Genomic DNA, 10,849 nt, shown 5'->3' with positions numbered 1-10,849 from the left:
GCGCTCGCCGCGGCCCACGACGACGGCCGCGCGGGGCGTGTCCGGTTCGGCCAGGGTGAGCGCGGCCCGGGCCCAGCGCCCGGCGGCGGCCCGCCCCTCCAGCCGTCCGGCGGCCGCGGCCCGCGGCCGCAGCAGCGCCACCACCACGGCCGCCGACCGCCGCCGCACCCGCGGCCCCCGCGTCCTGGTGCTCAGCGCGCTCGTGCTGGTGCTGGCCGTGTTCCTGCTGCCCAGCTGGCAGAAGTGGCTGGAGCAGCGCTCGGAGATCGGTCGCCTGGAGGCGAGCATCAGCCAGCAGCGCGAGGACCTCGCCGCGGCGCAGGAGCAGGTGGCGCGCTGGGAGGACGACGCCTACGTCGTGACGCAGGCGCGCAGCCGCCTGCAGTACGTGCTGCCCGGTGAGACCCCGTACCTGGTCGCCGGCGGCGAGGGCGCCGACGCGGTGGCCCCGGCCGAGGCGGCCGCCGCCGTGGCGCAGTCCTCGGTCGCCTGGTACGAGAACATCTGGGAGTCGCTGCGCGTGGCGAGCACCCCCGGCGCCGCGGACGCCACCACCCCGGGCCTCGCGGACGCACCGACCACCGACCACTGACCCCGGAACAGGACGATGAGCAGCCCCACCCCGCACGAGCCCGCGACCGAGGCGGACCTGCAGGGCATCGCCCAGCTGCTGGGGAGGGTGCCGCGCGGGGTCGTCGGCATCGCCCACCGCTGCTCCTGCGGGCGGCCCGAGGTCGTCGAGACCGCCCCGCGACTGCCCGACGGCACGCCGTTCCCCACCACCTACTACCTCGTCGACCCCTTCGCGGCGTCCGCGATCAGCACCCTGGAGGCCTCCGGCCTGATGCGGGAGATGAGCGAGCGGCTCGCCGCCGACGCGGAGCTGGCCGCCGCCCACGCCGCCGCCCACGAGGACTACCTGCGCCGCCGCGCCGCGCTCGGCGACTCCGACGTGCCCGAGATCGCCGGCGTCTCGGCGGGTGGCATGCCCACCCGCGTGAAGTGCCTGCACGCTCTCGCCGGGCACGCGCTCGCCGCCGGCCCCGGCGTCAACCCCTTCGGCGACGAGACCCTCGAGCGCCTGCGGGCCCTCGGCGGCTGGCCGGCCACCTGCCCGCACGGGCACCTCGACGGCGGGGGCGCGAGCCCGAGCGCGGCCGGGGACGCGTGAGCGTCCAGCGCGTCGCGGCCGTCGACTGCGGCACGAACTCCCTGCGCCTGCTCGTCGCCGACGTCGACACCGCCGCCGGGACCCTGCGCGACGTCGAGCGCACGATGCGCGTCGTGCGGCTGGGGCAGGGCGTGGACGCCACGGGCGCCTTCGCCCCCGAGGCGCTCGCCCGCACCTTCGCAGCCGTGGACGAGGTCGCCGACGCCTGCCGCCGGCACGGCGTCGCGCCCGGCGCGGTGCGCTTCGTCGCCACCTCCGCCTCCCGCGACGTCTCCAACCGCGAGGAGTTCGCGGCGGGCGTGCGCGCGCGCCTGGGCGTCGACCCGGAGGTGGTCAGCGGGGACGAGGAGGCGCGGCTGAGCTTCGCCGGCGCCACCGGTGAGCTCCCCGGCGCGGGGCGGGCGCCCTTCCTCGTCGTCGACCTGGGCGGGGGCTCCACGGAGTTCGTCCTCGGCGAGGGCGAGCCGCTGGCGGCGCTGTCGGTGGACGTCGGATCCGTGCGGCTGACCGAGCGCCACCTGCGCTCGGACCCGCCCACCGCCCGGGAGGTGGCGGCCGCCCGCGCCGACGTGGTCGCGGCCCTGCGGGACGTCGAGCGGGTGGTGCCGCTGGCGCGTACCCGCACCCTCGTGGGCGTCGCCGGCACCACCACGACGATCACGGCCGCGGCGCTGGGCCTGAGCGCCTACGAGCCCGGCGTGCTGCACGGCGCCCGGCTGCCGCTCGCCGAGGTCCTGGCCGCGTGCGAGCGCCTGCTCGGCGCCCCGCGCGCCGAGCGCGCCGCGATGCCGTTCCTGCACCCCGGCCGCGTCGACGTCATCGCCGCCGGGGCGCTGGTGTGGCGCACGGTGCTGGAGCACCTGGCCGAGGTGGCGGGGGTGGCGGAGGTCGTCACCAGCGAGCACGACCTCCTGGACGGCGCCGCCCTGTCCGCCGCGGGGGTGGGCGCGGGCGGGCCCGGGGTGTGACGGACCGCACGCACCGGCCGCCGCCGCCGGCTCGCCGTGCGGCGGGTGCACCGGCGCTGGCAGGCTGAGGCGATGAGCACCGTCAGCGCGACGACCACCCGGCGCATCGACGCCCCCGCCGATCAGGTCCTGGCCGCCCTCGCCGACTACACCGGCACGCGCCCGCGCCTGCTGCCCGGGCAGTTCAGCGACTACGAGGTGCTCTCCGGCGGCCACGGGCCGGGCACGCAGGTGCGCTGGAAGCTGCACGCCACGAAGAAGCGGGTGCGCGACGTGCTGGCCGACGTCAGCGCCACCGACAAGCACGGGCTGGTGGAGAAGGACCGCAACTCCTCGCTGGTGACGACCTGGCGGGTGGAGGCCGACGGGCCGGACGCCGCCGAGGTCGTGGTCACGCACCAGTGGCAGGGGGCCGGCGGCATCGGCGGCTTCTTCGAGCGCACCTTCGCCCCCCGCGGGCTGGACCGCATCTACGGCGAGCTGCTGGACAACCTCGCCGTCGACGTCGCCCGCTGACCGTGTCGGCCGACGTGCCGGCAGCCGCCCGGGCCGGTGCGGTGGACCTGCCGCACCCGGCCACCGGTGCGCCGTTCGCCTCACCGGTGCCCCCGGGCACCGGCTGGCCGGGCGACCCCTCCGCCCCCGGCACGCCGGTCGCGCACGACGCCGCCCAGGTGCGCGACCTGGCCGCCGCGGCGGGCGGGGCGCGGGAGGTGGTGGCCCGCTCGTGCGTGTGCCGGGCCTGCCCGCGCCTGGTGGGCTGGCGCGAGGAGGTGGCCCGCACCCGGCGCCGCGCGTACCGCGACGAGCCGTACTGGGGGCGGCCGGTGCCCAGCCTGGGCGTGGACGAGCCGCGGGCCCTCGTGGTGGGCCTGGCGCCCGCCGCCCACGGCGGCAACCGCACCGGGCGCATGTTCACCGGCGACCGCTCCGGCGACTGGATCATCGCCGCGCTGCACCGCGCCGGGCTGGCCTCGCAGCCCACGTCCGTGCACGCCGCCGACGGCCTGGAGCTGTTCGGCACCCGCATCGTGGCGCCCGTGCGCTGCGCACCCCCGGACAACAAGCCCACGCCCGGCGAGCGGGACACCTGCGCGGGCTGGCTGGACGCGGAGCTGGCCGCGCTCGCCGGGCACGTGCGGGTGGTCCTGGTCCTGGGGGGCTTCGCCTGGTCGGCGGCCCTGGGGGCTGCCCGCCGCGCGGGGTGGGAGGTGCCGCGCCCGCAGCCGCGCTTCGGGCACGGCGCCGAGGCGGAGCTGGGCTCACCGGCCGGCACCGTCCGCCTGGTGGGCAGCTACCACGTCAGCCAGCAGAACACCTCCACCGGACGGCTCACCGCGGCCATGCTGGACGCCGTGGTGGCCCGGGTGGCGACGCTGAGCGCGGGGTGAGCCGGCCCGGTGGCTACCCTGCTTCCGTCGTCCCCGCCCGGGTGGCGTAACTGGCAGGCGCACGGGGCTTAAACCCCCGGGCCGTTCGCGGCGTGCGGGTTCGAGTCCCGTCCCGGGTACCGCGCGGCGCTCCCGGTCGTGCCGGGAGCGCCGGGAACGCCCGTGCCCGGCGGTGCGTTGAACCGGCAACGACTCGCCCCCAGGAGGGAGCCATGCAGAGCAAGAACCCGGTCTTCGCCCGGAGCAACGAGTTCAAGAACGGTGGGTACGCCACCTTCGGCCCGGCCGGCACCGCGCCCGCGGACGCCTCGGCGAGCACGCTGGAGGACTGGTACCGCAAGCCGTCCGCCACCCCGGTGCAGTCGCGCCGGATGACTCTGGACGACGTCGTGGTACGCACCGCGATGCTCGGTGGTGTCCTCGCGCTGGGCGCTGCGGGCGCCTGGTTCGCGAACGTCGGGCTGGGCCTGGCCATCGGCGCCGCGCTCGTCGGGTTCGTGCTGGCGATGTGGGCGCAGCTGTCCAAGAAGGTCCGCCCCGGCGTGATGTTCGCCTACGCGGCCGTCGAGGGCGTGTTCGTGGGGGCCATCTCCCACGCGTACTCCACCTTCTACGACGGCATCGTCGGGCAGGCCGTGCTCGGCACCCTGGGCGCCTTCGCGGCGATGTTGCTCGCCTACAAGACGGGCATCATCCGCAACAGCCCGAGGTTCACCAAGGTCCTGACCATCGCGGGCCTGGGCTACCTCGTCTTCGCCCTGGTCAACCTCGGCTTCGCCGTCTTCGGCGGCACGAGCGTCTACTCCGGCGGGGGGCTGCTGCCGATCCTCGTCAGCGGCTTCGGCGTCGTGCTGGCCTCGCTGTTCCTGGTGCTGGACTTCGACTACGTCGAGCAGGGCGTGCGCAACGGCCTGCCCGTCAACGAGTCCTGGCGCGCGGCCTTCGGCCTGGTCGTCACCCTGGTGTGGCTGTACCTGGAGATCCTGCGCCTCATCGCGATCCTGCGCGGCGACGACTGAACGCGCACCGCACGCCCGACGAGCTCGGCGCGCCGGCCCCCGGGGCCGTGCGCGCCGAGCTCTCGCGCGTCCTGGCCCTGCAGGCCGACCGGGTGCGGGCCACGCCCCTGTCGCAGCTGGACCGCCCCCGCCAGGGTGCCGGGTCCACCCGTGCCCAGCTCGTGCGCCGCACCGCGCAGGTCCTGGCCGACCTGGCGGCCGACGCCGAGGGGCGCCCCCGGCGCGAGCTGCCCCACCTGGCGCTGCACGGGCTGGGCGACCAGCTCGCCGTCACCGGTGCCGACGTCCTCGCCCACGGCGACCCGCCGGTGCTCGCCGCCGCGCTGGAGGCCGTCCTGGAGCTGCGCCGCGGGCTGTGAGCCCGGGGGCGGGGCGGTGGGCCGCAGCGGTGGGCGAGAATGGCGCCATGCGCTACGCCGAGTCCGTCGTCGACCTCGTGGGCGGGACACCGCTCGTCAAGCTCAACCGCGTCACCGAGGGCCTCGCCTGCACCGTCCTGGCGAAGGTGGAGTACCTCAACCCCGGCGGCTCGGTGAAGGACCGCGTCGCCACCCGCATGGTGGACGCCGCCGAGGCCGAGGGGGCGCTGAAGCCGGGCGGCACCATCGTGGAGCCCACCAGCGGCAACACCGGCGTGGGCCTGGCCCTGGTCGCCCAGCAGCGCGGCTACCAGTGCGTGTTCGTCTGCCCCGACAAGGTCGGCGCCGACAAGCGCAACGTCCTGCGGGCGTACGGCGCGGAGGTCGTGGTCTGCCCCACGGCGGTGCCGCCGGAGGACCCGCAGTCGTACTACTCCGTCTCCGACCGCCTGGTGCGCGAGATCGAGGGCGCCTGGAAGCCCAACCAGTACGCCAACCTCAACGGCCCGCGCAGCCACTACGAGACCACCGGCCCGGAGATCTGGGCGGACACCGACGGGCGCGTCACCCACTTCGTGGCGGGTGTGGGCACCGGCGGCACCATCAGCGGCACCGGCCGCTACCTCAAGGAGCAGGGCCCGGTGCGGGTGATCGGCGCCGACCCGGAGGGCTCGGTGTACTCCGGCGGCACCGGGCGCCCGTACCTCGTGGAGGGCGTGGGGGAGGACTTCTGGCCCACCGCCTACGACCCCTCGGTCCCCGACGAGATCATCGCCGTCTCCGACGCGGACTCCTTCCAGATGACGCGCCGCCTGGCGCGCGAGGAGGGCCTGCTGGTGGGCGGCTCGTGCGGCATGGCGGTCGTGGCGGCCCTGCGCGCGGCCAAGGACCTCGGGCCCGACGACGTGGTGGTCGTGCTGCTGCCCGACGGCGGCCGCGGCTACCTCGGCAAGATCTTCAACGACGACTGGATGGCCTCCTACGGCTTCCTCGACTCCTCCGAGGACGGCACCGCCGGCGACGTCCTGCGGGCCAAGTCGGCCGGGCTGCCGGCGCTGGTGCACACCCACCCCAGCGAGACGGTGCACGACGTCATCGAGATCATGCGCGAGTTCGGCGTCTCCCAGTTGCCCGTGGTGGGTGCCGAGCCGCCCGTCATGGCCGGGGAGATCGCCGGGGCGGTCACCGAGCGGGACCTGCTGGACCGGCTGTTCAACGGCACGGCGAAGATGTCCGACGCCGTGTCCTCGCACCTGGGCCCGGCGCTGCCGCTGGTGGGGGCGGGGCAGTCGGTGGAGGAGGCCCGCGAGGTCCTCGCCCGCGCCGACGCCGCCGTGGTCGTCGAGGACGGCAAGCCGGCCGGCGTCATCACCCGCCAGGACCTGCTGGCGTACCTGGCCACCCGCCACTGAGGCGGTCCCCGGACGTTCAGTAGCGGATGGCGTCGATGACCTTCGCCCGCACCGCCATCGTGGCCGGCACGATCCCTGCCAGCGCCCCGACCGCCGTGGCGGCCAGCAGGCCCTCCACGGCGGCGGACACGGGGAAGGGCGGGACGTCCTGCAGCGCCGTCCCCACCGGCAGGACCGCTTCCAGCGGGAAGTTCGACACCAGCAGCACCGAGGCCCCCACCGCCAGCACGCCGGCGACGAAGGTGGCCGCCACGCTCTCCAGCAGCACCGCGAAGAACACCCGGCCGCCGGTGGCGCCGAAGCTGCGGCGCACGCCGATCTCCCGGATGCGCTGGCGCACGGTGACCAGGCCGACGTTGAGCACGCCGATGCCGCCGAGGACGAGGGCGAAGACGCCCACCCCGCGCACGCCGTACGCCAGGACGAGGTCGACGACGCCGAGCGCCTCACCCGCGTCGGAGCGGTAGGCGCCCACGGAGTACCCCGGCAGGCTCGCCTGCACCTCGGACTGCAGCACGGCCGCGAGGGCCTCCGCGTCCGCGTCGGGCACCCACAGCTCCAGGGCGGGCGGCCCGCTCATCGCGGGGTCGGCCAGGCCCCACGCCTGCGCGGCGGAGTTCAGCACGTACGCGGCGGGCGCCTCCGGGTCGGAGTAGGGCACCTCCATGACGCCCACGACGGTGGCGGTCACCGGCCGGTCGCCGCCCAGGGCGACCGTCGGGGGCGTCCGCTCGTCGAAACCGCCGAGCAGCTCCGCGAACGCCCCGTTGACGACCAGGCGGGGTGAGTACGCCGCGTCGTCCCCGGCGTCGAGGAAGCGGCCCTCGTCCGGCAGGGCCCGGTGCATGGTGCCGTAGCTGGGGTCGACCGCCGAGAAGGGGACGAGCTGCGCGCCGGAGGGGAAGCGCACCGTCAGCTGCCCCGAGCCCTGCGAGACGAAACCCCACCAGGTGACCTCGTGCCGCTCGGCGGCCTGCCGCAGCGCCAGCTGCGCCTGCTCCGCGCTCTGCGCCGTGCTCGGGCCCATCGGGTAGGCGGAGACCTGGAGCGTCGCGGCGCGGCCCGAGGACCGTTCGCTGCTCTCCAGCATCATCTGCCGCCCCATGTTCCCGGCCGCGGTGATGGTGGTCATCGCGAACACGGCGAGGAACACCCCGACGAGGGAGAGCACCACGCGGGTGCGGTGCACGCGCACCTCGCCCCACGCCTCGGTGACCGCGGCCACCGGTCCCAGCAGCCAGCGGCCCATCACACCGTCTCCCGGTGCGCGGTGGCGGCGACGAGCGCGTCGCGGGTGATCTCGCTGAGCACGCCGTGGTCGAGGCGGAACTGCCGGTCGGCGCGGGCGGCCACCGACAGGTCGTGGGTGATGGTGACCAGGGTGGTGCCCTCGTCGCGCACGAGCTCCTCCAGGACGTCCATGACGGCCGAGCCGGTGTCGACGTCCAGGGCGCCGGTGGGCTCGTCGGCCAGCAGCACCCGCGGGCGGCGCACCAAGCTGCGGGCCAGGGCGACGCGCTGCTGCTCGCCGCCGGAGAGCTTCTCCGGCATGGTGTCCAGCCGCCCGCCCAGCCCGACCCGCTCCAGCATGGCGCGGGCGGTGCGCTTGCGGGCGAGGAACTCCCGGCCGGAGGCGTACAGCAGCGGGGAGGCGACGTTCTCGGTGGCGGTGCGCCCGGGCAGCAGGTTGAACTGCTGGAACACGAACCCGAACGTCTCGCCGCGCAGGCGCGCGGTGCGGCGGGCGGACAGCCCGTCCACGGGCCGCCCGTCCAGCAGGTACGTCCCCGAGGTGGGTGCGTCGAGCAGGCCGACGATGTTGAGCAGCGTCGACTTGCCCGAGCCGGAGCGGCCGACGACGGCGACGTGCTCGCCGGCGGCGATCTCCAGGTCGACGCCGGTGAGGATGCGCAGGGTGCTGCCGTCGGGCAGGGCGACGGATCGGCTGACCTGGTGCAGGGACAGCGTGGCGGTCATCGCTCAGTACCCCCCGTACATCCCGCCGGCGGCGTAGGGGTCGGTGACCTGGTCGCCGCCGGGGGTGAACTGCAGGACCTGCGCGCCCTCCTCCAGCCCGCCGGTGACCTCGACGTTCGTGCCGTCGGTGAGGCCGAGGGTCACCTCGGTCTCGGTCTGCGCGCCGGTCTCGTCGGTGACCCAGACGGTGCCGGTGCCGACGCGCCCGCGCACGGCGGTGACCGGGACCAGCAGCACCCCGGTGGCCGAACCGGCGGTGACGTCGACGGTGGCGGAGAGCCCGGAGAAGACCTGCACGCCGTCGGGCACGCGGCAGGAGACGGTGGCGCCGGTGGTGGACTGCGCCGGGTCGGCGTAGGGGTCGACGTAGCCGCCGGTGGGGTCGGGCGCGGCGGTGGCCGCCTCGGGGGTGCCGGTGCGCAGGTCCGTGCACTCGAAGGTGCCGGGGCCGCCGGGGACGGTGACCTGAGCGGTCGTGGGCGGGGCGAGCAGTCGGAACTGCTGCTCCTGGGTCAGCGGTGCCGAGACGCTCAGGGTGCCGGGGGAGACGGTGGCGACCTCCTGCCCGACGGTGACCTGCTGCTGGGGCAGGACGTCGAGCGTGGCCAGGGTGCCGGGCCCGGGGGCGGTCACGGTGACCGTCCGGGTGCGGGGAGCGGCCGGTGCGGCGGGCGCCGCGGCGGGGTCGTCCGCCGCGGGGGCCGCGGCGGTCTCCTCCACGGGCACGAGCACGGTGAACAGCGCGGTGCCCTTCTGCACGGCCTGGCCGACCTCGGCGCGCACCCTGCCGACCTCGCCGGCGGCGGTGGACTTCACGGTGGTGGAGGGGTCGGCGGCGATGGTCCCGGTGAGGGAGACGGTGTTGACCACGTCGCCGCGCACGACCGGTGCCGTGGCGGGTTCCAGGACCGCGGAGGGGCTGGCGGCGGCCTCCCGCTCGGCGGCCGCGCCGCGGCCGAACGCCAGCCACAGCAGGGCGACGGCGATGGCCGCCCACACCACCAGGCGCAGGGCGGGGAAGACGATCGTGCGGAAGACGCCCACGCGCCCACCTCCGGATGGTCCTGGGGGGTGCTGCGTGGTGCGTCGAAGGAGAACGTCGAGAACCGTGCCGCCGATCCCCCGAACGGCTAGCGAGTGCGGCGAACCTAGCAGCGCCGGTGCGCGGGCTGTGCGCCTTCGCGGGAACGTCGCGCTGCCGTCGTGTGGAGGTTCCGGGGTGGTCCAGGGCTCAAGGACGTGGTGTTCACCACGGCTGCGTCCGCCGCAGGTCCTTGCACGGGGGCGGTTCGGGGGCCTAGCCTCAGGCAAGCGCTTTCCACGCACGCCCCGAGCAGGGGCGCGACCCGGTGAGGAGGAGGAGCAGCGATGACGCAGCGCCTCGGAGTGGTGATGAACGGCGTCACGGGACGCATGGGCTACCGACAGCACCTGGTGCGCTCGGTCCTGGCGATCCGCGAGCAGGGAGGGGTTGAGCTCTCCGACGGCAGCCGCGTGCAGCTCGAGCCGCTGCTCGTGGGACGCAACGAGAGCAAGCTGCGCGACATCGCGCAGCGCCACGGCCTGGAGCGCTGGACGACCAGCCTCGAGGACGCGCTGGCCGACGACGACTACCCGGTCTACTTCGACGCGCAGCTCACCGCGGTGCGCGAGCGCTCGATCCTCGCGGCCGTCGCCGCCGGCCGGCACGTCTACACCGAGAAGCCCACCGCCGAGAGCGTCGAGGCCGCCGTGCGCCTGGCGGAGGCCGCCACCGCCGCCGGCGTCAAGAACGGCGTCGTGCACGACAAGCTGTTCCTGCCCGGCCTGCGCAAGCTCAAGCGCCTGGTCGACTCCGGCTTCTTCGGGGAGATCCTCTCCGTGCGCGGCGAGTTCGGCTACTGGGTCTTCGAGGGCGACTGGCAGCCCGCCCAGCGCCCCAGCTGGAACTACCGCGCCGAGGACGGCGGCGGCATCGTCGCCGACATGTTCTGCCACTGGAACTACGTCCTGGAGCAGGTCATCGCCCCGGTCGAGGCCGTCACCGCCCGCGCCGTCACCCACGTGCCCGTGCGCCACGACGAGAAGGGCGAGGCGTACAAGGCCACCGCCGACGACGCCGCCTACGCCATCTTCGAGCTGGAGGGCGGGATCATCGCCCAGCTGAACTCCTCCTGGGCCGTGCGCGTGGACCGCGACGAGCTCGTCGAGTTCCAGGTCGACGGCACCGCCGGCAGCGCCGTCGCCGGCCTGTTCGGCTGCCGCGTCCAGCCACGCAGCGCCACCCCGCGCGCGGTGTGGAACCCCGACCTGCCCGAGCAGCACCGCTACCGCGACGACTGGCTCGAGGTGCCCGACAACGAGCCCGGCGGGTTCGACAACGGGTTCAAGGTGCAGTGGGAGCAGTTCGTGCGCCACGTCGTCGAGGACGCCCCGCACCCCTACGACTTCGCCTCCGGCGCTCGCGGCGTGCGCCTGGCCGAGGCCGGCCTGGCCTCCTCCGCGCAGGGCCGGCGCATCGAACTGGCGGAGCTGGCCCTGTGAGCGCCCCCGCCGAGGCCCGCCCGGCCACC

12 protein-coding genes and 1 tRNA gene are annotated in these 10,849 nt (G+C 75.6%); 10 read left to right on the top strand and 3 right to left on the bottom strand.

Annotation, left to right across the window (positions count from 1 at the left end; translation table 11 throughout):
* The 9 genes from ACRYM0_RS07605 to ACRYM0_RS07565 all read left to right on the top strand — a co-directional run.
* On the top strand, nucleotides 1-592 hold a 592-nt coding region (locus tag ACRYM0_RS07605; RefSeq protein ID WP_432503661.1), incomplete at its 5' end, for an FtsB family cell division protein.
* Nucleotides 593-607: 15 nt separating this feature from the next.
* Nucleotides 608-1,171, top strand: coding sequence for a DUF501 domain-containing protein (locus tag ACRYM0_RS07600; RefSeq protein ID WP_432503660.1), 564 nt, complete (start codon nucleotides 608-610; stop codon nucleotides 1,169-1,171).
* Nucleotides 1,168-2,139, top strand: coding sequence for a Ppx/GppA phosphatase family protein (locus ACRYM0_RS07595; RefSeq protein WP_432503658.1), 972 nt, complete (start codon nucleotides 1,168-1,170; stop codon nucleotides 2,137-2,139). The genes ACRYM0_RS07600 and ACRYM0_RS07595 overlap by 4 nt, the downstream gene beginning before the upstream one ends.
* 72 nt (nucleotides 2,140-2,211) lie before the next feature.
* Complete coding sequence (locus ACRYM0_RS07590) at nucleotides 2,212-2,655, top strand: SRPBCC family protein (RefSeq protein ID WP_432503656.1); 444 nt, start codon at nucleotides 2,212-2,214, stop codon at nucleotides 2,653-2,655.
* A 14-nt stretch (nucleotides 2,656-2,669) separates the two neighbouring features.
* On the top strand, nucleotides 2,670-3,530 hold the full coding sequence (locus ACRYM0_RS07585; protein ID WP_432503654.1) for a uracil-DNA glycosylase: 861 nt from the start codon (nucleotides 2,670-2,672) through the stop codon (nucleotides 3,528-3,530).
* Nucleotides 3,531-3,565: 35 nt separating this feature from the next.
* A tRNA-Leu gene (locus ACRYM0_RS07580) sits at nucleotides 3,566-3,649 on the top strand.
* A gap of 93 nt (nucleotides 3,650-3,742) precedes the next feature.
* A complete protein-coding gene (locus ACRYM0_RS07575) occupies nucleotides 3,743-4,549 on the top strand; it encodes a Bax inhibitor-1/YccA family protein (protein ID WP_432503652.1) in 807 nt (268 codons plus the stop codon).
* 47 nt (nucleotides 4,550-4,596) lie between these two features.
* Nucleotides 4,597-4,908 carry a hypothetical protein gene (locus ACRYM0_RS07570; protein ID WP_432503650.1) on the top strand — a complete coding sequence of 104 codons (312 nt, stop codon included), beginning with the start codon at nucleotides 4,597-4,599 and terminating at the stop codon, nucleotides 4,906-4,908.
* Nucleotides 4,909-4,955: 47 nt separating this feature from the next.
* Complete coding sequence (locus ACRYM0_RS07565; protein WP_432503648.1) at nucleotides 4,956-6,320, top strand: cystathionine beta-synthase; 1,365 nt, start codon at nucleotides 4,956-4,958, stop codon at nucleotides 6,318-6,320.
* Between the two features lie 16 nt (nucleotides 6,321-6,336).
* Here the strand turns inward: ACRYM0_RS07565 and ACRYM0_RS07560 are convergent, their stop codons facing one another.
* Genes ACRYM0_RS07560 through ACRYM0_RS07550 form a run of 3 tightly spaced genes read right to left on the bottom strand, consistent with a single transcriptional unit; the run spans nucleotide 6,337 to nucleotide 9,341 of the window.
* Nucleotides 6,337-7,569 (bottom strand): ABC transporter permease, encoded by a 1,233-nt coding sequence (locus ACRYM0_RS07560; protein ID WP_432503672.1) that lies wholly within the window; start codon nucleotides 7,567-7,569, stop codon nucleotides 6,337-6,339.
* A complete protein-coding gene (locus ACRYM0_RS07555; RefSeq protein WP_432503646.1) occupies nucleotides 7,569-8,297 on the bottom strand; it encodes an ABC transporter ATP-binding protein in 729 nt (242 codons plus the stop codon). The genes ACRYM0_RS07560 and ACRYM0_RS07555 overlap by 1 nt, the downstream gene beginning before the upstream one ends.
* Before the next feature lie 3 nt (nucleotides 8,298-8,300).
* On the bottom strand, nucleotides 8,301-9,341 hold the full coding sequence (locus ACRYM0_RS07550) for an efflux RND transporter periplasmic adaptor subunit (RefSeq protein ID WP_432503645.1): 1,041 nt from the start codon (nucleotides 9,339-9,341) through the stop codon (nucleotides 8,301-8,303).
* 324 nt (nucleotides 9,342-9,665) lie between these two features.
* On the opposite strand from ACRYM0_RS07550, the gene ACRYM0_RS07545 reads away from it, so the two are divergent.
* The gene (locus ACRYM0_RS07545; protein WP_432503643.1) at nucleotides 9,666-10,820 is read left to right on the top strand and encodes a Gfo/Idh/MocA family protein; all 1,155 of its coding nucleotides are present in this window, start codon (nucleotides 9,666-9,668) and stop codon (nucleotides 10,818-10,820) included.
* Nucleotides 10,821-10,849 lie beyond the last annotated feature (29 nt).

The sequence above is a fragment of the Kineococcus arenarius subsp. arenarius genome (assembly GCF_050871845.1).
Classification (GTDB): Bacteria; Actinomycetota; Actinomycetes; order Actinomycetales; family Kineococcaceae; genus Kineococcus.
The sequence above is the reverse complement of the archived record's forward strand: the minus strand, read 5'-3'. Positions and strand labels throughout refer to the sequence as shown.

What these genes read in the sequence shown, in the direction of transcription:
- ACRYM0_RS07565 (WP_432503648.1), top strand. Translation starts at nt 4,956, where the DNA reads ATGCGCTACGCCGAGTCCGTCGTCGACCTCGTGGGCGGGACACCGCTC.
- ACRYM0_RS07560 (WP_432503672.1), bottom strand. Translation starts at nt 7,569, where the DNA reads ATGGGCCGCTGGCTGCTGGGACCGGTGGCCGCGGTCACCGAGGCGTGG.
- ACRYM0_RS07555 (WP_432503646.1), bottom strand. Translation starts at nt 8,297, where the DNA reads ATGACCGCCACGCTGTCCCTGCACCAGGTCAGCCGATCCGTCGCCCTG.
- ACRYM0_RS07545 (WP_432503643.1), top strand. Translation starts at nt 9,666, where the DNA reads ATGACGCAGCGCCTCGGAGTGGTGATGAACGGCGTCACGGGACGCATG.
- ACRYM0_RS07590 (WP_432503656.1), top strand. Translation starts at nt 2,212, where the DNA reads ATGAGCACCGTCAGCGCGACGACCACCCGGCGCATCGACGCCCCCGCC.
- ACRYM0_RS07575 (WP_432503652.1), top strand. Translation starts at nt 3,743, where the DNA reads ATGCAGAGCAAGAACCCGGTCTTCGCCCGGAGCAACGAGTTCAAGAAC.
- ACRYM0_RS07600 (WP_432503660.1), top strand. Translation starts at nt 608, where the DNA reads ATGAGCAGCCCCACCCCGCACGAGCCCGCGACCGAGGCGGACCTGCAG.